A 19,442-nucleotide genomic window follows, 5' to 3' on the forward strand; every position below is an offset into this window, starting at 1 on the left:
GCGCGTATACTGCCGATGGCAGATTTATTATCGCTAGCCCGCAGTTATATATTAAAATTCCCCGCCAAGCATTTAGTTGGCGGGGTTATTTTTTAGGATGAGTACCGGTTTCAACGGGCTTTGCACCTTGATGCCGCTATAAAACTCTACTATCTATCCTCAGACAAGTCGGAATTCAGCAGGCCGCCTGCTGCCTCATATTCCCCAGGTGTGTTCATATTAAATAAAATCCTGCGCGGATCAAGGCCCGTCATTGCCTCTAATTGCTCCTCATGCACAAAGACGGCATTCAGCTCCTGCACCCATTCCACCATGCGCAGTTGTCCCTTGATCAGCCTGTGCTCAAGGCCTTCTACGGTTTCTTTGCGATATGCCGCCAGCAGCGGATGCATCCTGCCCTCTACCACGGGGATTACAGCGTCGGCTGCGTACTGCTTGTTCGCCAGATCCAGCAGTCCCCGAAGGAAACGCTCATGGATATAAGGCATGTCACACGCAGCAACCATATTCCATGTGCTTTGGGATGACTTGAGCGCTGCATGAAGTCCCGCCATCGGTCCTTGCCCGACATAGAGATCGGGAATGCACTCCAATTCAAGAAATTGATAAGCGGCCGGGACATTCGTGGATAGGATTACCCGTCCGCTAACTTTGTCAAGCACCTGGACCGTTCGCTCGATCAAACTAATTCCCTCCATAGGCAACAGCGCCTTGTTTCTCCCCATTCTCCGGGAGGCTCCACCTGCAAGCACGATACCTGTCACCTGATCCGGCGAAAGGCCAACATCTAGGGAGTGATCGCTCATATGTTCTTCCCGCCTTTCTTACACGTTGTAAAAAAAGTTGATTCAGTTTACAGATTAATAACCAGAATAATGGAAAATCATTTAAAAGATGGTTTGTATCCCTTTTCAATGCATGATACATTGAAAGGAAAGCGGCTTCCTATGTCGCCGCGATTTTGGATTGTATTCGGTTTGAAAGGAATGACCTACTTGCGGAATATGGACAATGCTCAACCTTCGCTGACATCGCTCAAGCTGTTCAACTTCTTCATTTACGGAACCATGGTCATCTTCACCGGTTTTTTCCAGTTATATTTGCAAGACATCGGCATGAGCAAAATCGAAATCGGCAGCCTGATGGCAATCGCGCCATTTGTGTCCATCTTCGCAAATCCGTTCTGGGGATTCTGGGGTGACCGGGCGGCCAACATCAAACGCGTGCTGCTGATCATGATGACCGGTACGCTGCTGCTGGTCCAGCTTGTATTTCAGGCGAATACCTATGCAATGATATACATGACGATGATTTTCTTTTATTTCTTCCAGACTCCGATGTTCTCGCAGACAAATTCGCTGATTCTAACCTATATTGAGGGGACGCAGCAAAAATTCGGCTCGTTCCGGCTATGGGGATCGCTGGGATGGGCGCTGACGGCAATTGCTGCAGGACCTGTCATCGACCGGCTCGGATCGGGACGCATCTCTATCGTGTTCTCGGTCATGCTCCTGGTGGCGGCGTTGTTCATGTTCACATTGCCCTCCATCCAGAAAACAACGGCCTCGGCATCGGTTAACCTTAAAGGACTCAGCAGGCTGTTCCTGAATCCCTATTTTGTCTGGTTCATTCTGTTAGGCATCATGGTATCCATCCCGAACACAGCCAATAACACCTTTATGTCCCTATACATTCTGGAGCTTGGCGGTACCAAGCAGATGGTGGGCCTTGCCATCTTCTTCTCGTCGATATTTGAAGTGGTGATCTTCATTCTGTTTGACCGCTTCCTGAAACGGAAAATCAATGTCCTGGTCGGCTGCCTGACGATTGTCAGCCTGCTCTTCGCCCTCCGCTGGCTGCTGATGGCGGAAGCCAACAGCGCGCTGGAGGTGGCCTTCATCCAGCTGCTGCACTGCGTAACCTTCGGCGGCTATTTCTATGTTGGCGTTCAGTTGACGATGCTATTTGTGCCCACGCCGTATCGCGCTTCCGGACAAGCACTCTATACCTTGAGCTGGAGCGGCATATCCGGCGTCATCGGCGGTCTCGCCGGCGGCTGGATGTTCCAGAACTTCGGGGCGCAGATCATGTACCGGACCGGTACGATGCTTGCCATTGTGGGTGCTATCGGCTTTGGCTGGATGTGGTACAACCTTCGCAAGCACGGGTACCAGCCGCTGCATCCGGACGATCCCGAAGGCGACGAGATCGAGGAGTATGCTGCGAGTTAGAACGTGGTCCGTAGGAGAAGCCATTCAAATGACAAGATGGTATCACCGTAAATATAACAAGACTCGAATGAATCCTGTAACGGAATCTTCGAGTCTTGTTTACGTTATAGGGAGGCACGGGAGACTCTTCTCCCCTTCAATGCCTCCATTTCTATTTGCAATCTTGATTAGCTCTTCGGAAGCTGGAAGGAGCTCTTCAGGGAGACTACGCGGTTAAATACCGGACGCCCTGGCTGCGAATACTTCGAGTCGACGTTGAAATATCCGTGGCGGAAGAACTGGAACTTGTCCTGCGGTGCAGCATCCTTCATATTCGGTTCCACGAATCCTTGCACGATTTGCAGCGAGTTCGGATTGATGTCGTCCAGGAAGGACTTCTCGGCAGCTGCTTCTTCCGCTTCGCCTGCAACCTCTGGTACCAATTCGGCTTCTTCCTCTTCGTCCTTGAACAGTGGTTCGAACAGGCGGAATTCGGCTGGTACGGCCTGCGTGGCCTCCACCCAGTGAATCGTTCCCTTCACCTTGCGTCCGGTAAAGCCGCTACCGCTCTTCGTCTCCGGATCATACGTGCAGTGGATCTCAACGACCTTGCCGTTCTCGTCTTTGATCACATCATTGCACTTAATGAAATACGCATGCTTCAAACGCACCTCATTGCCAGGGAACAAGCGGAAATATTTGCTCGGCGGATCCTCCATGAAATCCTCTTGTTCGATATAGATCTCGCGCGAGAACGGAATCTGGCGGACGCCCATCTGCGGATTCTCCGTATTGTTCTCGGCATCCAGCCACTCCGTCTGGCCTTCAGGATAGTTCGTAATGACCACCTTCAGCGGGTCCAGCACAGCCATCGTGCGCGGCGCCTTCAGCTTCAGGTCCTCACGGATAAAGTGTTCCATCACTTGGCGGTCCACCGTGCCGTACGCCTTCGAAATTCCCGTCTCAAACACGAAGTTGCGAATGGCTTCAGGCGTGTATCCCAGACGGCGAAGTCCAGAGATCGTAGGCATGCGCGGATCATCCCAGCCGTCCACCACATTCTCGTCTACGAGCTGCTTCAGTTTCCGTTTGCTCGTAACCGTCTGCGCCACGTTCAGACGCCCGAATTCGTACTGATGCGGTGTGCTGTCCATCTCGCATTCCGCCACAACCCAATCATAGAAGGGGCGCTGATCTTCAAACTCAAGAGAACACAGGGAATGCGTAACCCCTTCAATGGCATCCTCCAGCGGATGGGCAAAAGCGTACATCGGATAGATGCACCACTTGTCGCCTGTATTATGATGATGCGCGTGGGAGATACGGTAGATGACCGGATCCCGCAAATTGATGTTCGGCGAAGCCATATCGATCTTGGCGCGCAGCACGCGCTCGCCGTTGGCAAATTCCCCTTTGCGCATCCGCTCGAACAGATCCAGATTTTCTTCCACGCTGCGATCCCGGTACGGGCTATTTTGCCCAGGCTCGGTCAGGGTTCCGCGCTTTTCGCGAATTTGGTCAGCGGATTGGTCATCCACGTAAGCTTTCCCTTTCTTAATCAGCAGCACTGCGCGATTGTACATCTCTTCAAAATAATCGGACGCGTACCGCAGCTCTTCCCAATCGAATCCGAGCCACTTCACGTCCTCCTTGATGGAGTTAACATACTCAATGTCTTCTTTCACCGGGTTCGTATCATCGAACCGCAAATGCGTCCGTCCGCCGAATTCATCGGCCAGCGTGAAATTGATCCATATGGCCTTGGCATGTCCAATATGCAAGTAGCCGTTCGGCTCCGGCGGAAAGCGGGTAACGATTTCCTTGACTTTACCGGACTTCAGGTCTTCGGTAATAACATTTTTTATGAAATTGGAGGGGGTGCCCCGATGGTTCTCCACGTTGATCAACCTTTCGTCCTGTAATTTCTGTCTATCTCCTGTATAAACGTGTTTCCCTTAAATATACCTGTAATGCCGTGATTGTTCAAGGAATTCGGCACTTCCGTGCCGCAAGTTGCCGACTTGGGATGAGGATTCCAGCGATCAGCCTGCTCCCAGCATCTAACCTGCATACAGAGATCCTCCCACAGCCGAAAATGCCGGTGAGAATCGTTTTGACGGGGGCTTTTCAATAGGGTAGCATGGAGAGAAAAACAACGATGGAAGGAGGCCTGCAATCATCTTATGAAACCTAGCAAATTCCCCAAAGAACAACGCGAACACCTGGTTGAACGGGTTCAGGAATACTTTGAAACAGAGCGCGGCGAAACCCTCGGCCATCTGGCTGCGGAAGGGATTCTTGATTTTTTCATGGAGACCTTAGGGCCGCATCTATACAATCAAGCGCTAAGCGACTGCAGAACGGTGGTCAATCAGCGTATGATTTCCCTTGAAGAAGATATTTACGCATTAGAGCAAAAAGTGAAGCGGACTCGTTAAAGCTACATACTCTTCACGATGGAGAACAAAGGAGATACCGTATGTTTGGATACACATTAGATGACCATGTTGAATTACGCCCCCTTGCCATAGAGCATGCACGGGCGATGTTCGAGATTACCGACCGGTCTCGGGACCGTCTCCGCAAGTGGCTCCCATGGGTGGATGCCGTCACCGAGGTCAACGATACCGTCAATTATATCAAAGGGGCCATGAAGCAAGCGGCTGAGAATGGCGGCTTCTCGGCCGGCATCTGGGTCCGCGAGGAACTGGCGGGCACCATCTCGTTCCATGAGATTGATTGGAGCAACCGCTCCGTCAGCATCGGATACTGGCTGGATCAGCATTTTACGGGGCAAGGCCTGATGACAAGCGCATGCCGGGCGTTCACGGATCACGCGCTGATGCGCATGGGCCTGAACCGAGTGGAGATCCGCTGTGCAACGGCGAACCATCGCAGCCGGGCCATTCCGGAACGGCTGGGATTTGTGCTGGAGGGAGTCATAAGGGAAGCCGAGAAGCTGCCTCAAGGATATGTCAACCACGCGGTCTACGGCATGATTCAGAGCGAATGGAAGCGGATGAGGTAACCCTTAATCCGAAATAAAATCGGCTTGTATCCTACGATAAGGACACAAGCCGGTTTTTGTTGTCTATATGTTCAAGGCAAGGGCCTGGCTTGGCTGGGAGCCCACGTCTCACTCCTGGTTGTCCCGCAGGGTCTTCAGCCATTTGCCGAATTGCTCCTTCAAGCTGGCTGACAGCACATCGATCTCCAGCATGCGGAACAACCCGCGTTCATCCTTCCGTCCATCCTTCATCATCTGGAGCACGTCCAGCACCGTTATGCCGGAAGCATGAGACTCAAGCTGAGCGACCGCTGAATCGGCGCGGACATTCCCTTCCTCCAGGACTCGAAAGTAAAACCCGCTGTAACCCGTATTCAATACTCTTGCCGGCATATCTTTAACGCCATGCTTTTGTGACAGCTTAAAGCATGGATACCGGGGCTGGCTGACCTGCACCACCGCGTCGCCTATCCGGTATACATCCCCAATGCAGACCCGATCCTCCAGCATCTCCCGCAGCGTCAGGTTTTCGCCAAATGCAGCATACTCCATCTGCTTGCCCAAAGAGCGTTCCCAATAAGGATAATGCTCAGAGGGGTACGCGCACACCGCCTTATCCACGCCGCCGTGATTGACGAGATCGGCCTGACCATCCCCTTCGAAATTCAATGAACTTAGGAACAAGGGGCCTTCCGCAGGCTGCTTATAAATCCCCGTAGACAGGTCCTTTCCCAGGTAATCAACCGTTACAGGCTTTCCCACATTCAGCGATACAATGCCCATGGTCATGGAAAATAACCTCCGCCTTCTTTTCTTTTCATCTACTATATGCAATAGCCTGTGCCCTTGTCCAGAAGCCATTTAAGCGGCGGGCCAAATAACATAAGGCCAACCAGAAATCCCTGATTGACCTTAACATACGAAACAGCCCGGCAAGCTGCCGGACTGTTCAAACCTATAACTCCATCTCTCTGCTGCCCGTTAACCGGCCTAGAGGGATATCATGATGTGATCATGATAAGAAGCAACACATTAAGATATCATCGACGTAACGTCCATCCACGTAGAACTCCTGAATCAGTCTGCCCTCTTCCTGAAACCCGCAGTTCCTGTAAAAAGAGAGTGCGCCCGGATTGCTGGACAGCACCCGCAGCCTCAGCTTCGAAATGCCTTCCACGCGCGCCATATCCTTCACGGCCTCGATCAGCCGCTGTCCGATGCCCTGTCGTTGATAAGCAGGGTGAACCGCTATGTTCAGCTCCAGTACATGACGATTGCTGTGAAGACTTGTGGGCGACCGGAATCCGATGTAACCGCACAGTTCTTCCTCATGCAGCGCCACGAGCTGTGTGCCTGGCGGACAATGCAGAAGATAATGTTCTCTTGAGGTCCACTCCAATGGGGCAGGGGCCGTGTTGCGATCCCATACCAGTTCGTCGAGTTCCATGAGTGCAGCAGCATCTTTCATCTCGGAGAACCGGATGGTCAATGTCTCTTGCCGGGTCTTCATCGCCATCCCTCGCTTTGATAACCATTCCCTCTATTATATCAGACCAGTTAGCCTTCTTGCAGACGAGTTTCACGGGTCAAGATTTATTGTTCATGAATAGAGGCGTAAATATCCACGACACAGCCGGTGTCGCCCTCTCCGGCCAATCGTTTGAAATCCGCACCTGCAATACGAACGCCGCCTGTACGGTATCGGTTCCGGATAGCATCCGCTGCCACATCCTGCCCGTTAATCGTGATACGGGTCCGCTCGGCGCGATCCACGTGATAAATGAACGTTACCGCCTTCCCCGCATAATTGAATTGGAACTCCAGGCCATCCAGCGTCTTCGGCAGGACCGGATCAATCACCAGGTCTCCTCCCGCTTCGCGAATGCCAAGCGCATTGGAAATCAACTGGTTCATGTAGATCCCCGGGCCGCTGGAATAAATCCGCCATCCGCCTTTGACAGGCACGCGTCCGCTCCGCAGTGCATCAAACGATTCCTGCGCTTCATAGCGCGTGTTGAACTTCCCGTCCGAGCTGCTGAAATACGCATTGCTCTGACGCAGCTCCGCATTTGGCACAACCTCGGTAATGCCGATCGGGTTAATACGCTCAAGCCCACTCCAAACCTCACTGCTCTTGCCGAGCTTTGCCATCGCCTCTACATAACGGATGTGCGCATGCACATATTGAAGACCAACCTCCCGGCCAAAATTCGCCGCCTGCTCCGCCCGCTTAAAGTGCGTGCTAACGCCCCCGGCATATACGGCTGGACGGTTCATCAATCTCACGCCGTCCGGACAGAACAGCTGCTCACGGATGATCTCATAATGGCTTGCTGCCTGCTCCGGCGTCAGCAGCTCGCTAATCATGCTGCGCGTCATCGGAAGAAGGCGGTACTGGATTCCCGTTTCCTGATCGGACGGATGCAGCAGGAATTTGCTCTGCTCTTTGCTCTCCATATAGACAAAGCCGGGAATCACTTCAGAATTCAGAATATACGTATTGAAATCCTGCTGGATTCCTTCCGCGAGGTCCCCTATCGCACCGGACATCGCTTGGTCCACACGCTCCATAACGCGGGAGAACTGGTTCAAGGTCTGATAGGTCAAAGCTACCGTCCAGCTGCTGACCATGAACTGCTTCAGCTGCGCGTTCGCCGGCTGTAGCGTATCATCCCAGTCCCCGTCTCCATAAGAAGACAGATAAGTGTCATGAAGGAAATGATTTTGAATATAGGCCATTTGCTTCTTCACATGCTCAAGCACGGTGTACGTCTGCTCCGTAAAATCGAAGCTGTGCTTTCTGGTGTAAGGAACAACCGAATCCAATATGTCGTAATCATGTGTGACAGCCAAGTAATCGCCCAGCACCTTAAGCGGCCATACGATAATATCGCCGTGGCTCTCTTCCTGCTGAATATGGGCATATTGATCAAACATGAACCACTGCGGCCAATTTCCGTCATCCTCATACTGGTGGGAATACACCTCTAGCAGGATATCGCGTACCTGCTCATATTTATGCGTAGCCATGAAATATTCAACAGGCCCTTGGCACACATCGCGCGTTCCCCACGCAGCGCCGCCGTATTGTTCCAGGCCGTGCGGTACCGAATAGTGAACGAGCATGTTATGCGTATACCACCAGGCGAGCGCATTCACCTTGAACAAGCCTCCTTCCTGTCCATTCTTCAGACTCAGATGGAACCCGTTCATGACGGACGCATAGAATGAGCGGTAGCTTGCAATCTCTTCATCGGCTTCCCGCGCCGCAAGCGGAGCGTTCGCTGCATCAAGGCTGCCTTGTACGGTCATGGTCCATTCCGCACTCTCGCCAAGCTCAAGTACTGTTAAGGAAGCACTGCCAGACGCGGTGTTGCTTGCCAGACAAGTTTCGTCCTTAACCTGCATATCGGCTCCCGTCACGCGAAGACGATAATGCAAATCTGTGTACACAGAAGCACTGAGTGAAGACGTATCGGCACGGAACGTCAGAATACCGTCTTCCTGAACCATATGATAAGGCACTTCGTATTCGTTGACATCCATCGTGATCTGCATAGTGACCAGATAACGATAAGCCCTTCCGCTCTCGGAACGGACTTGAAGCGTAACCTCCGATGCCGCAGCAGACGTGAAGTTGGTGATGATCAGCATGTCGCTTTCGGTCTTATAGTACCACCGCACATAGTTAAAGCCGATCTCGAACACGGATGGCATCGTCAGAAGACGATACTCGCCGTCCATTTCCACATAAATCCGCTGACCGGATGTCTTAGGCACGTTCAGTGCATTCCGCGCATGACTCATCATTTTGTTGAAGTTCGTGTTCCCCGTCACCAGCTGGGAATTAAACACACCATACATGTAAGAGGTTGTCGTAATGACAGGACTGCCCAGTTTCACATTGTTGCCGCTCATCAAGATATGGCCATGTGGACGCTCTACGCGAAGCTCCTTCTCCTTCATGACGATATGTTCATAAGTATCCGTGAAGAACGAGAGCAGTTCTTCCCCGTCACGCTCCTCTTGGCGGCGTACAGGGTACAAATTGTTCAGCTCGTCTTCCGTCAGCGGCAATGTGCGCAGAGGCTCCCCGAAACGCTCGGATCGCTCGATCCGAGGCAGCCGATTGCCCGTCTCCGTCAAGCGGGACGCTTCAACCTGCTGCCATGCAGCCTGAAGCTCATCCTGGAATTCCAGTGTTGTGACTGCATCCGGATGATTCTCTTTAAACAAGCCGTAAAATACGAACCGGGTTGTGCCACTAAGCGGTACACGAGGGGACTGCAGGGCCGTATAGGCAAACTCGTATTGATATACCTCATTCGGCAGGCTCTCCTTGGATAAAGCCTCCGCCTGATTTGTCTCTTTATAGGAAAGGCCAAAAAACTGAAAGCCATCCGTTGCATATCCGACCGCAGAAGTCAGCGCTCCCTGTTGAAGATAGGGGAATACGCCTCCCTGCGGCTGATTTTGACGGGAGCACACGACATACCCCAGACCTTCCTGCTCGAATACAGCATGGTCGATGTATTGGGACAAATATGCTTCATTGGTTCGAACGGCTCCCGGATGGGCGATGCCGATATCCTGTCCATACACGACGTCGGCTAGAATTCCTTCCCCCTGAAGCTGAATGTCCCAGAACCACGCGCCGGTATCCGTTGGGGTAAACAGAACCTTATAATCTACTCCCTTGACGCTGCCTTCCCACATCATCCGGTTATCCGCATGAGTGACCACGCTGTTGGAGTGTACTCCGAGCATAGGAACGGCCTCAATGCCGCTTTCCGTATGGATTCTCAGAAACAAATTATTGAGGGCGCCATCAATCGAATTGGAGAGCAGTTGATTAATCATCGTCGTGCCGTAAGTGGCTTGATAAAGATCACCGCTAGGCAAAAAGGAAAACGTCAATTCTCCTGCCTGGAGTACAACTTTTGCATCGTGCATTACTTGATTGGCTGTCACAAGTTTCACTTCCTATTCTGCATAAATGATGTTAGTCGTGTTATTTCCGAAGCCGAAAACGTCTTGTCTCCGTATCCCGGCTGTTCTTTCCGACCATGACGTCGAACTCACCCGCATCGCTGGTAAAGGACAGATCCGAATGATGATACCGCAGCTGTTCTTCAGTCAGCGTAAAGGTGATTTCCTGGCGTTCGCCCGGCTGCAGCAGCACCTTGCGGAAGGCTTTCAGCTCCTTGACGGGTCTAACGACCTCACCGGATCGGTCCCGGACGTACAGCTGGACGACTTCTTCACCGGCCATATCGCCGGCATTCGTTACCGAAACCGTAACTTCAAGAGGTTGATCCGGGGACATTTCTTCCGCCGACAAGTTCATGCTCCCATAGAGGAAATCCGTATAACTGAGGCCGAATCCAAACGGAAGCAGCGGCTCATTCGGAATGTCCAAATATTGCGATACATAGCGTACCTGCGCATCGGGCGCATCCTTCGGACGGCCGGTATTAAAATGGTTATAGTATACCGGCACCTGCCCAACGGAATAAGGGAACGACATGCTGAGCCGGCCAGAAGGATTCGCTTCGCCCATAAGCAGGGCAGCTACGGCCGCTCCGCCTTCACTTCCTGGGAACCAGGCTTCCAGTACGGCATCGGCCTCATCCAGCACGCCGTGCAGATCCAGCGGACGACCGTTGAACAATACGGCAACCATCGGCTTCTCCAGCGTTTTCAAATGCCGAATCAGCTCGAGCTGCGGCTCCGGCAGAGTTATGAACGCACGGCTGCCGGCTTCGCCACTCATCTCGGAATCCTCGCCCAGCGCAAGCACGATCACGTCGGCTTCCTTCGCCGCCTTCATCGCCTCATCCAACTGCTGCCCGGTCATGACGTTCACGTTACAGCCCTCGGCTACCGTGAGGGCACCGGAAGATAGCTTGGAGCGCAGTCCCTGTTCCAGGGTCACCGCATCTTCCTTCGAGCCCGTCCAGGACCATGGCCCAAGAATATCGCCGCTGGCACCGAACGGGCCGATCAAAGCCACACGCTGCTCACCGCGCAGCGGTAGCAAGGAATCGTTCTTCAGGAGCACGCAGGATTTAGCCGCAGCCTCCCGGGCCGCCTGACGGTGCTCTTCGCAGAACACAATCTCCCGTTCCGCCTGCGGATCGGCTCCCCGCACAGGGCGCTCGAACAGACCGAGACGCTTTTTCAATGACAGAATACGCAGCACCGCTTCATCGATCAGACTCTCGTCTACCAGGCCTTCGCGTACCATGTCCGGTAAATGATGTACATAGCTGGAAGTCATCATCTCGATGTCCACGCCCGCTTCGATGGCTCTTAACGCGGCCTCTGCCTCGTCCTCCGCTACCCCGTGAGGAATCAGCTCTTTGACCGCACCCCAGTCGGAGATCAGTACGCCGTCAAAACCCCATTCGCGGCGCAGCACATCACGCATCAACCGCTTATTGCCCGTAGCTGGTATGCCATCCACGGTATTAAAGGCGGTCATGACCATCTCGACACCCTCATCCAGCGCAGCCTTGTACGCAGGCAGGTAATATTCCCGCAGCTGACGCTCGGACATGTCCACCGTGTTGTAATCGCGGCCGCCTTCGCCTGCTCCGTATGCGGCAAAGTGCTTCACGCAAGCGGCCAGCCGGTTGAGATCGCCGCTCAGGTCATTCCCTTGGAAACCTCTGACAAAGGCTCTGGCAAATTCACTGTTTAAATAAGGGTCTTCACCAGTCGCCTCCATCACGCGTCCCCAGCGGGGATCGCGCACCAGGTCTACCATCGGCGCAAATGTCACATGCAGGCCGGATACCGACGCTTCACGGGCGGCGATTTCCGCACTCCGCTCCGCTAGGCTAGGGTCCCAAGAGCTCCCCATGGCAAGCGGCACCGGGAAGATTGTTTTAAAGCCGTGAACGATATCGGCCATGATGAGCAGCGGAATTTTCAATCGATTCTTGCGCAAATGCGCTTCTTGGACGGCTATCACTTCCTCCGCACCCGCCAAACCCAGCACAGAGCCGGCATTGCTTACGATCTCATCGGTGATGCCAAGCGACTCCATCGGTCCTGTAATCTGCCCCGATTCTTGAGCGCCTTCGAAAAAAGGGACGGCCAGTTGTATAAGCTGCGCAATTTTTTCCTCCAGCGTCATCTGCTCTACCAGAGAAAGTAGTTGTTGGTCTGCCATTTCCCATCCTCCTTTGTTGTTGCCGTTCACTTCATAGTCAATTCGAAACGTTTTGATTTCTCCCGAAGCGATCCATGTTTTCCCGAAAACCATATATTTTATAAGCATTTTTACTTGAAAATTAACTTTCTAAAAAACAAGGGAATCAGCGCTTATCTGCGCATATAATCGAAACGTTTCTATACATGCGAACGAAAAAAAATCAGGGCAGGGGCAGCCAATCCAGCACACGCTGAATTTTACGGTCCCAATATCCCCATTCATGACCACCAGGTTCTTCCTCATAGGTGATGTGAAGCCCCAGGCTGTCCGCATATTGTCTAAAGGTTTGGTTATCGTTGTACAAAAAGTCTTCGGTCCCACAACACTGATATAACATCGGTTTGTCGCCTGTATATGCCGCGAATTCCGTGGCCAAAAACAACAAATCGTCCCGGCTCCCCCGTAATCTATCGACACGGCCAAAGAGGGTTCGAATTTCTTGCTCTTGAAAGCCCAGCCCTGCAGCACGACTGACAAGATCCAGCCCACCCGACAGGCTTGCGCCCGCCGCATATCGATCCGGATAACTCATGGCCAGCTTGAACGCTCCGTAACCCCCCATCGAAATTCCGGCGACAAAGGTATCTTCCCTTCGTCCGGACACCGGAAAAAACGATGGAACGAGCTCTGGAAGCTCCTCGCTCAGGAAGGTAAAGTAAGGCAAGCCGTTTGCCATGTCCATATAATAGCTTCGTCCGACGCCCGGCATCACGAGCGCGATGCCTTTATTCTCGGCGTATCGTTCGATGGACGATCTGCGCATCCATTCGGTCTCATCCGCTCCTCGGCCGTGAAGCAAATAAAGCACCGGCAGTTTCGAAGAAGAACCGTACGGCATCAAAGCGGCTTGCGGTATAAAAACCTCGATGCCGGTAGACAGTTTCAGTGTTTCGGAATAAAAATCACACGTGATCCATGCCAAGTTCCTCATCTCCAATCCGGTCTATTAATTCTCTACTTTGCTCTTCCCTGCAGATGCCCGTTCCATCATTTCAGTCGTCAGCATATAAGACTGCTTCACGGATTCGCCGCCCAATATCTGAAACAGCAAATGGGCTGCAAGCGATCCCGCCTCGCTCTTGGGCTGCTTGATGGTGGTTAGCGGCGGATTCACGTATTCGGCTAATTGAATATCGTCATATCCGATGACGGATACATCATCAGGCACCGATATGCCACTCTCCTCAAAAGCCTTCAATCCTCCGATGGCCATCTCGTCGTTGCCGTAGAATATGGCCGACGGGAGCGACCCCTGCATGATCATCATCTTGGTCGCATTGTAACCACCCTCGCGCACGAAGTTGCCACTGAGACGCCATTTCGACTGTTCCTCCAGCCCCGCCTCGGCAAGTGCCCGTAAATACCCCTGATAACGCAAATGATTATCGTACGAATCCGATGAACCGCTGATGTACGCCACATGCCGATGACCGTTCTCAAGCAGATAACGGGTAGCCGTATACCCTCCTTGCTCTCCATCAACCAGCACATTCACCAGGTATTCACTGCACAATGGACGATCCATCACGACGATCGGAAATTGGGGACCGGAGGTCTCGATCAGAACTTCATCCCGAATATTAGGTGCAAGTATGATGGCACCATCCGCCCTTTTCTCTCTCAAAAATTTAACCGCCGTTGAATCTCTGCCCCCTATCGAGCTGCAGGCGATCAGATCATATCCATTGGTTAAAGCGACTTCCTGCACACTTCGGATCAGCTCGGAATAATAAGGGCCGGATAGATCCGTCAGAATAAGAGCGATTGTCTTGGTGCGGCTCCGCTTCAAATCCATGGCAAATCCGTTCTTCCGATAATTCAACTGCCTTGCTGCATCGAGCACCTTTGATCTTGTCTTGGAACTCACTCTGCTGTCGCCGCTTAACGCGTATGAAGCCGTTGACAAGGCGACTCCAGCGAGCTTTGCCACATCCTTTATCGTTGCCATTTCCTTACGCCCCTTCTACTACTTAAGAAACTCTATCTATTTTATTTCATGCCAGAGATCGTATATCCTTCAATAATATGTTTTTGGAAGAAAGAAAATACGATAATAATCGGAACAACCATAAATGCAGCGCCTGCCATCTGGAGGCCGAAATCAGATCCATGCTGTCCTTTCAGAAGCTGCAGACCCACCGAAAGCGTATAAAGCTTTTGATCGTTTGCCATAATGAGAGGCCACAAGAAGCTGTTCCAGGCGCCAATGAACGCTAAGATTCCCTGTACAGCAAATACGGGCTTCGTGATCGGAACGATCAACTGGAAGAAAATCCGCAGCTCTCCCGCTCCATCCAGCCTTGATGCTTCAATCAGATCCGACGGGATTGTGGACATAAACTGACGGAAGAGGAAAATACCGAATGCTCCGACCAGGCCAGGCAGCACAATACCCGCCATCGTGTTAGTCAATCCCATGGCATTAATCAGCAGGTAGACTGGAATCATAGTAACCTGTCCCGGAATCATCATCGTTGCCAGCACGAGATAGAAAAGCTTCTTATTGCCAGGGAACTCGTATTTAGCGAATGCATATCCTGCAAGCGCATTGAGGAATAGACCGACAAAAGACCAGAACACAATGATAAGCGTATTTTTCAGGTATACGATAAAGTCCAGCTTCGTAAATAAATCAACATAATTTTTAACCGTAAATTCTTTCGGTAATAACGTTGGCGGAACCGCCGTAAATTCATTTTCCGGCTTGAATGAGGACGTGATCATCCAGATAAATGGAATCATCATCAGCAGTCCCCCTGCAATGAGCAGCACCGTCATGACTGTTTTCTCAATTCTTTTAGCTGCCATACCCTGAGCCTCCTTCAGTTACGATAAGGAACATCGCTTGAACCTGAACCTTAATATTCGACATCTTTTCTCTTGACTGCGAATTGTACGACCGTTACAGCGATAATGATGATGAAGAGCACAAACGATCCTGCAGCCGCATAACCAAAATTGCTAAGCTGGAAGCCATTGTTATAAATAAAGAGAGCCATCGACATCGTTGAATTGAGCGGGCCGCCCTTGGTCATAACCAGCGGCTCTTCGAAGAACTGAATCCAGCCGATCAATGTCGTTATGGTGACAAAGAAGGTCGCAAAGCTAAGGAGCGGTACTGTAATATATAGAAGCTTCTTCCATTTGCTCGCTCCATCAATTTCCGCAGCTTCATAATAGGAGCGTGGAATGCCCTGCAGCGCAGCCAGGAAAATGATCATGTTGAGTCCGATGGATTTCCATACGGCCAGCAGAATCAGCGATAGCTTGGCTAGTGCCGGATCTGTCAGCCACTGCTGAGCCGGAACTCCGAACCAGGACAATATATGGTTAAAGAGGCCGTAATGGCTGTTATACAAGTAACCCCAAACAACCGCGACCGCCACAATATTCGTAATGGAAGGCATATAATACACGACGCGGAATGTTTTAAACAACAATCCCGTGCCGTAGTTAAGCAGCAATGCAGCGCCCATGGCAAGCATTACGACAAGCGGAACTCCGATAATAACATAGAACATGGTGTTAAACATGGATTTCAGAAAGACCGGATCTTTAAATACATTCATAAAATTATCGAAGCCAACGCCTTCAATGTTTGAATAATTAGCGAGACCAGCAAGGTCAATATCCGTGAAGCTGATGACAAGCGCAATGATGATCGGAATGATTGAGAACGTCAGAAGCAGCACCAGTGCGGGCGCAATAAACATATAAGGATACTTATATTGGTTAAAGCGCTTGATAAAGTTCTGCAATGTCATTCACCTCCTGCAAGTGTGGGTTTCTCAATGAAAGAATAACGCCCTTTGGAAGCAGTCAGGCTTGTTTCATCCTTCGAAGAAACAAGCCGGGCTGCGTGAAGACGCACTCTTATTTTTTGTTTAGAATTTCAGTAGCTTTCTGATTCAGAAGATCCATTTCTGCTTTGATGTCAGCTCCGCCAAGGGTAATTTTCTCAAAAGCGGCAATGGCTTCTTGGGAGACAGCATCCCACTCCTTAATGAACGGAACAGGTTTAGCGCTTTCGAGCTGTTTACCAAAGGTAGCAAAAATCGGATCTTCAAAGCGTTGGTCTTCCCATGCACTCTTAACAGCAGGCAGGTTTTTGGCCACATCATAATTGGTCAGCTGTGATTCTTTTTCACTCATGAAGGAGATGAATTTAACGGCTTCATCTGCATTTTCGGTTGTATTGAATACCGACATGTTCGCTCCGCCTAGGAACGATGCATTGTTTTCTTTAGCTGGAAGTGTTGTCGTAGCCCATTTACCTTCAATTTCAGGCGCCTTGTCTTTAACGCCTTGAATCATCCAAGGACCGCTGATAAACATCGGGAATTGTCCGTCTTTAAATGCGGCAAACAGATCCAAATCACTGGTAAGCGGCGTCATACCCGTGTCGTAGAAGCTCTTCAGGTATTCCATGGCTCCCATGAATTCCGGCTCGTTAAAATGAGGTGCCCGGTTCGCATCGATCATATCGCTTCCATTCTGCCAAGCAAACATGGACAGATAGTTCATATCTTTCGCATCAATGGTGATTGCGTAATTGCCGTCCCCTCTAGCTGCCAGTTTCTTACCGGCATCCTTCATTTCATCCCAAGTCTTAGGACCTTCCGGATAGCCTACCTCAGCCAGAATGTCCGTACGGTAGAACAGTACGCGCGTTTCCACATACCATGGGATGCTGACAACCTTGTCATCATAACTCATGGTTTGCACAGCACCGTCAAAATAGTTTTCTTGCTTCAAGTTTGGATACTGCTCCAGATAAGGCGTCAGATCGAGCAAAGCTCCAGCCTGAGCAAATTCCGGAATCCAGGTTGTTCCCATTTGCACAACGTCAGGGCCGCTTTTGGATGCAACGGCTGTTAGCAGCTTGTCATGCGCGCTGCCCCAAGGAATCAATTGAACGCTTACTTTAACGCCTGGGTTCTTCTCTTCATATGCCTTAATCAGAGTTTCGTCTGTTGTGTCACCCATCAACCAAACTTTCAGCTCTTTCTTGCCCTCGCCGCCTTTGCTACCTCCGTCTGCTTTCTCAGACCCGCCCGAGCATCCGGCTAATACGACGGAGAACATCAGCAATGCTGCCAACGTCCACAATATTGATTTTTTTCTCATTCTACATTCACCCCGTTTTTAATGTTTACCACCATGCGAAACGTAATACAAAACCTAATTGAAAGCACTTACTTCGAAACGTTTCGATTTTATTCGAAAAAATAAAGACGCCGGATAAAGGTTATTTCTATAATCCTACTGTCTCTTCATTCCCCCTATAAAGCACCTTTTCATGGTTATCATTGGGATAACCATGCTCTTGCGTATTCATAATAAATAGATTGCTTACTTGATAACTTCAAAAAACGCATTCCCTTTTGAAACGTTTCGACAAGTTCATTATAGCTCCCCCTGAGAGCGATTTCAATATCCTTTTTATTTTTTTTGTAAGGCGTTTCTTTGACAAGTGGTGTAAGCCTTGAACCGTAGACAAAAAAGCAGCAAGCTCCGAAGTAGGCCTGCTGCTTAATCCTATATCTTGCAATTATTTCAACTTTTAAAACCTGGGCTAGGCGTTAAGGTGACCTGCATTCTTGTCATGACCGTCATGATGCAGCGGGATGCCCTTACTAAGCCGGCCATGTACCGCAAATGACAGGATTGACAGCACGGCAACACCTGCTGCCAACCATGCCACCGGCGTCAGCCCGCCGCCGTCATACATCGTTCCCATCGCATAAGGCCCAATCACCCGGCCTGCGGCACCCATGCCGCCTGTCACGCCGATATAGAACGGTGCGGCTTGTCCTGCACGCTCCGAGATAAAAGCCGGGATTGCAGGCGAAATCAGCATTTCACCCAATGTAGCCAGCACCATCGCGAAGATCATGCCCGGATAACTGTGCACCGTCACGATAACGACATAAGCTGCCAGATAGAACAACGCACTTGCCGTCATCTGACTGCTCTCCGTACGGGCCGCCCAGCGCTTGATGGCATTCGTGAGCGGCTGCGCGGCAAAAATCAGAATCCCGTTCAGCGTCCATAAATAGCCATAAGCTGTCTTGGACATTCCCTCCGAGATGATGAATGGAGACACCCCTGTATTCCAGATGGAATTCCCGAACCACAAGAACAGGGAACCCAATCCCATAAAGAGATAGATTCGGGTGTTCCCGAGCAATGCCCAAGCCCCGGGGCCTGCCGGCAGCGGATTCTTAGGCTGCGGATGATGGGCCCCTTGCGATACGTCTGTTCCACCCAGCTTCGTCAGGTAGGACAGGAAGAAAATCGCAAATCCGAAGGACGTGACACCGTTTAAGACAAAGCTTAAATGATAGGAAATCTCCGCCAGGAAACCGCTCATGGCCGTTCCCAAGGCTACGCCTATATTATTCGCGACATAAATGACATTAAACAATTCTCCCCGCCGATCGGCAAACCGAAAGCCGATAAATGCCTGAATAGCCGGCATCGATACCGCGTTACAGAATCCGATGAAACCCATCATCGCGATGAACAAGCCCCATAATCCATTAATGAACGGAAGGGTGAACAACCCGAGGGCATTTAGCAGCAGCGAGCCTACAATGAGCTTTTTCACCCCGACCCGGTGGTACAGCGCGCCGCCAAGGAGTTGACCGACGATTCCCCCCATAGATTGAATCAGGATGACAAAGCCTGCATCCTTCATGCTGCGTCCCAGTTCATCAAATACATACATCGTTGTCAGCGGCCACATCAAGGACCCGCCTGCAGAGGCAACGAGACTTGCAACAAGAAAACCTTTTACTTCCTTAGGGTACTGCTCCAACCATTTCATGTTTATAATCTCCCAGCAGCCTCGCAGCAGTATAATTACGTATTTAACCTAAAAAAAGCCCATGCGGGCTTTTATAATTCTTCTTGAAGAAAGAGGCGAACGCCATCTTTATGATGCTCCTATAATCCTGTAAGAATGAACATTGCTTGTCATTTCTTATCGCCCAAATCCTAGTAT

16 protein-coding genes are annotated in these 19,442 nt (G+C 51.1%); 3 read left to right on the forward strand and 13 right to left on the reverse strand.

Annotated elements, in window-relative coordinates:
• Positions 1 to 149: 149 nt before the first annotated feature.
• Positions 150 to 806, reverse strand: a complete 657-nt coding sequence (locus MKY48_RS31330; RefSeq protein ID WP_339268531.1) for a molybdenum cofactor guanylyltransferase — start codon at positions 804 to 806, stop codon at positions 150 to 152.
• A 141-nt stretch (positions 807 to 947) separates the two neighbouring features.
• Between MKY48_RS31330 and MKY48_RS31335 the strand changes: the two genes are divergently transcribed.
• Positions 948 to 2,231, forward strand: coding sequence for an MFS transporter (locus MKY48_RS31335; RefSeq protein ID WP_339268533.1), 1,284 nt, complete (start codon positions 948 to 950; stop codon positions 2,229 to 2,231).
• 167 nt (positions 2,232 to 2,398) lie between these two features.
• On the opposite strand, the gene MKY48_RS31340 is transcribed toward MKY48_RS31335, so the two are convergent.
• Together MKY48_RS31340 and MKY48_RS31345 are read right to left on the reverse strand one after the other, a co-directional pair.
• A complete protein-coding gene (locus MKY48_RS31340; RefSeq protein ID WP_339268535.1) occupies positions 2,399 to 4,117 on the reverse strand; it encodes a glutamine--tRNA ligase/YqeY domain fusion protein in 1,719 nt (572 codons plus the stop codon).
• Positions 4,114 to 4,281, reverse strand: coding sequence for a hypothetical protein (locus tag MKY48_RS31345; protein WP_339268537.1), 168 nt, complete (start codon positions 4,279 to 4,281; stop codon positions 4,114 to 4,116). Before MKY48_RS31345 ends, MKY48_RS31340 begins: the two co-directional genes overlap by 4 nt.
• A 112-nt stretch (positions 4,282 to 4,393) precedes the next feature.
• Between MKY48_RS31345 and MKY48_RS31350 the strand changes: the two genes are divergently transcribed.
• Positions 4,394 to 4,648: a DUF2164 domain-containing protein gene (locus tag MKY48_RS31350; RefSeq protein ID WP_339268539.1), complete on the forward strand. Its 255-nt coding sequence runs from the start codon at positions 4,394 to 4,396 to the stop codon at positions 4,646 to 4,648.
• A gap of 41 nt (positions 4,649 to 4,689) precedes the next feature.
• Positions 4,690 to 5,238, forward strand: coding sequence for a GNAT family protein (locus tag MKY48_RS31355; protein ID WP_076323950.1), 549 nt, complete (start codon positions 4,690 to 4,692; stop codon positions 5,236 to 5,238).
• Between the two features lie 108 nt (positions 5,239 to 5,346).
• Here MKY48_RS31355 and MKY48_RS31360 read toward each other — a convergent pair whose 3' ends face one another.
• From MKY48_RS31360 to MKY48_RS31405, 10 genes are all read right to left on the reverse strand, one after another.
• Positions 5,347 to 6,006 (reverse strand): MOSC domain-containing protein, encoded by a 660-nt coding sequence (locus tag MKY48_RS31360; protein WP_339268542.1) that lies wholly within the window; start codon positions 6,004 to 6,006, stop codon positions 5,347 to 5,349.
• A 223-nt stretch (positions 6,007 to 6,229) separates the two neighbouring features.
• Positions 6,230 to 6,727: a GNAT family N-acetyltransferase gene (locus MKY48_RS31365; protein WP_076323948.1), complete on the reverse strand. Its 498-nt coding sequence runs from the start codon at positions 6,725 to 6,727 to the stop codon at positions 6,230 to 6,232.
• A gap of 83 nt (positions 6,728 to 6,810) precedes the next feature.
• Entirely contained in the window at positions 6,811 to 10,170 is a 3,360-nt protein-coding gene (locus tag MKY48_RS31370) for a cellobiose phosphorylase (protein WP_339273715.1), read from the reverse strand.
• Between the two features lie 58 nt (positions 10,171 to 10,228).
• Positions 10,229 to 12,394 carry a beta-glucosidase BglX gene (gene bglX, locus MKY48_RS31375; RefSeq protein WP_339268545.1) on the reverse strand — a complete coding sequence of 722 codons (2,166 nt, stop codon included), beginning with the start codon at positions 12,392 to 12,394 and terminating at the stop codon, positions 10,229 to 10,231.
• A 202-nt stretch (positions 12,395 to 12,596) separates the two neighbouring features.
• Positions 12,597 to 13,358 carry an alpha/beta hydrolase family protein gene (locus MKY48_RS31380; protein WP_339268546.1) on the reverse strand — a complete coding sequence of 254 codons (762 nt, stop codon included), beginning with the start codon at positions 13,356 to 13,358 and terminating at the stop codon, positions 12,597 to 12,599.
• 24 nt (positions 13,359 to 13,382) lie between these two features.
• Positions 13,383 to 14,384: a LacI family DNA-binding transcriptional regulator gene (locus MKY48_RS31385; RefSeq protein ID WP_076323945.1), complete on the reverse strand. Its 1,002-nt coding sequence runs from the start codon at positions 14,382 to 14,384 to the stop codon at positions 13,383 to 13,385.
• Positions 14,385 to 14,425: 41 nt separating this feature from the next.
• Complete coding sequence (locus MKY48_RS31390; protein WP_076323944.1) at positions 14,426 to 15,244, reverse strand: carbohydrate ABC transporter permease; 819 nt, start codon at positions 15,242 to 15,244, stop codon at positions 14,426 to 14,428.
• 50 nt (positions 15,245 to 15,294) lie between these two features.
• Entirely contained in the window at positions 15,295 to 16,200 is a 906-nt protein-coding gene (locus tag MKY48_RS31395) for a sugar ABC transporter permease (RefSeq protein WP_076323943.1), read from the reverse strand.
• 109 nt (positions 16,201 to 16,309) lie between these two features.
• Positions 16,310 to 17,563 (reverse strand): sugar ABC transporter substrate-binding protein, encoded by a 1,254-nt coding sequence (locus MKY48_RS31400; protein WP_076323942.1) that lies wholly within the window; start codon positions 17,561 to 17,563, stop codon positions 16,310 to 16,312.
• A 448-nt stretch (positions 17,564 to 18,011) separates the two neighbouring features.
• The gene (locus MKY48_RS31405) at positions 18,012 to 19,265 is read right to left on the reverse strand and encodes an MFS transporter (protein WP_339268549.1); all 1,254 of its coding nucleotides are present in this window, start codon (positions 19,263 to 19,265) and stop codon (positions 18,012 to 18,014) included.
• Positions 19,266 to 19,442: the final 177 nt, after the last annotated feature.

This window comes from Paenibacillus sp. FSL W8-0187 (assembly GCF_037969755.1).
Taxonomy (GTDB): domain Bacteria; phylum Bacillota; class Bacilli; order Paenibacillales; family Paenibacillaceae; genus Paenibacillus_AQ.

Coding starts and splice junctions, on each gene's coding strand:
- MKY48_RS31335 (WP_339268533.1), top strand. CDS start 948: ATGTCGCCGCGATTTTGGATTGTATTCGGTTTGAAAGGAATGACCTAC.
- MKY48_RS31330 (WP_339268531.1), bottom strand. CDS start 806: ATGAGCGATCACTCCCTAGATGTTGGCCTTTCGCCGGATCAGGTGACA.
- MKY48_RS31385 (WP_076323945.1), bottom strand. CDS start 14,384: ATGGCAACGATAAAGGATGTGGCAAAGCTCGCTGGAGTCGCCTTGTCA.
- MKY48_RS31350 (WP_339268539.1), top strand. CDS start 4,394: ATGAAACCTAGCAAATTCCCCAAAGAACAACGCGAACACCTGGTTGAA.
- MKY48_RS31360 (WP_339268542.1), bottom strand. CDS start 6,006: ATGACCATGGGCATTGTATCGCTGAATGTGGGAAAGCCTGTAACGGTT.
- MKY48_RS31345 (WP_339268537.1), bottom strand. CDS start 4,281: ATGCAGGTTAGATGCTGGGAGCAGGCTGATCGCTGGAATCCTCATCCC.
- MKY48_RS31370 (WP_339273715.1), bottom strand. CDS start 10,170: ATGCACGATGCAAAAGTTGTACTCCAGGCAGGAGAATTGACGTTTTCC.
- MKY48_RS31405 (WP_339268549.1), bottom strand. CDS start 19,265: ATGAAATGGTTGGAGCAGTACCCTAAGGAAGTAAAAGGTTTTCTTGTT.
- MKY48_RS31390 (WP_076323944.1), bottom strand. CDS start 15,244: ATGGCAGCTAAAAGAATTGAGAAAACAGTCATGACGGTGCTGCTCATT.
- MKY48_RS31365 (WP_076323948.1), bottom strand. CDS start 6,727: ATGAAGACCCGGCAAGAGACATTGACCATCCGGTTCTCCGAGATGAAA.
- MKY48_RS31395 (WP_076323943.1), bottom strand. CDS start 16,200: ATGACATTGCAGAACTTTATCAAGCGCTTTAACCAATATAAGTATCCT.
- MKY48_RS31400 (WP_076323942.1), bottom strand. CDS start 17,563: ATGAGAAAAAAATCAATATTGTGGACGTTGGCAGCATTGCTGATGTTC.
- MKY48_RS31355 (WP_076323950.1), top strand. CDS start 4,690: ATGTTTGGATACACATTAGATGACCATGTTGAATTACGCCCCCTTGCC.
- bglX (WP_339268545.1), bottom strand. CDS start 12,394: ATGGCAGACCAACAACTACTTTCTCTGGTAGAGCAGATGACGCTGGAG.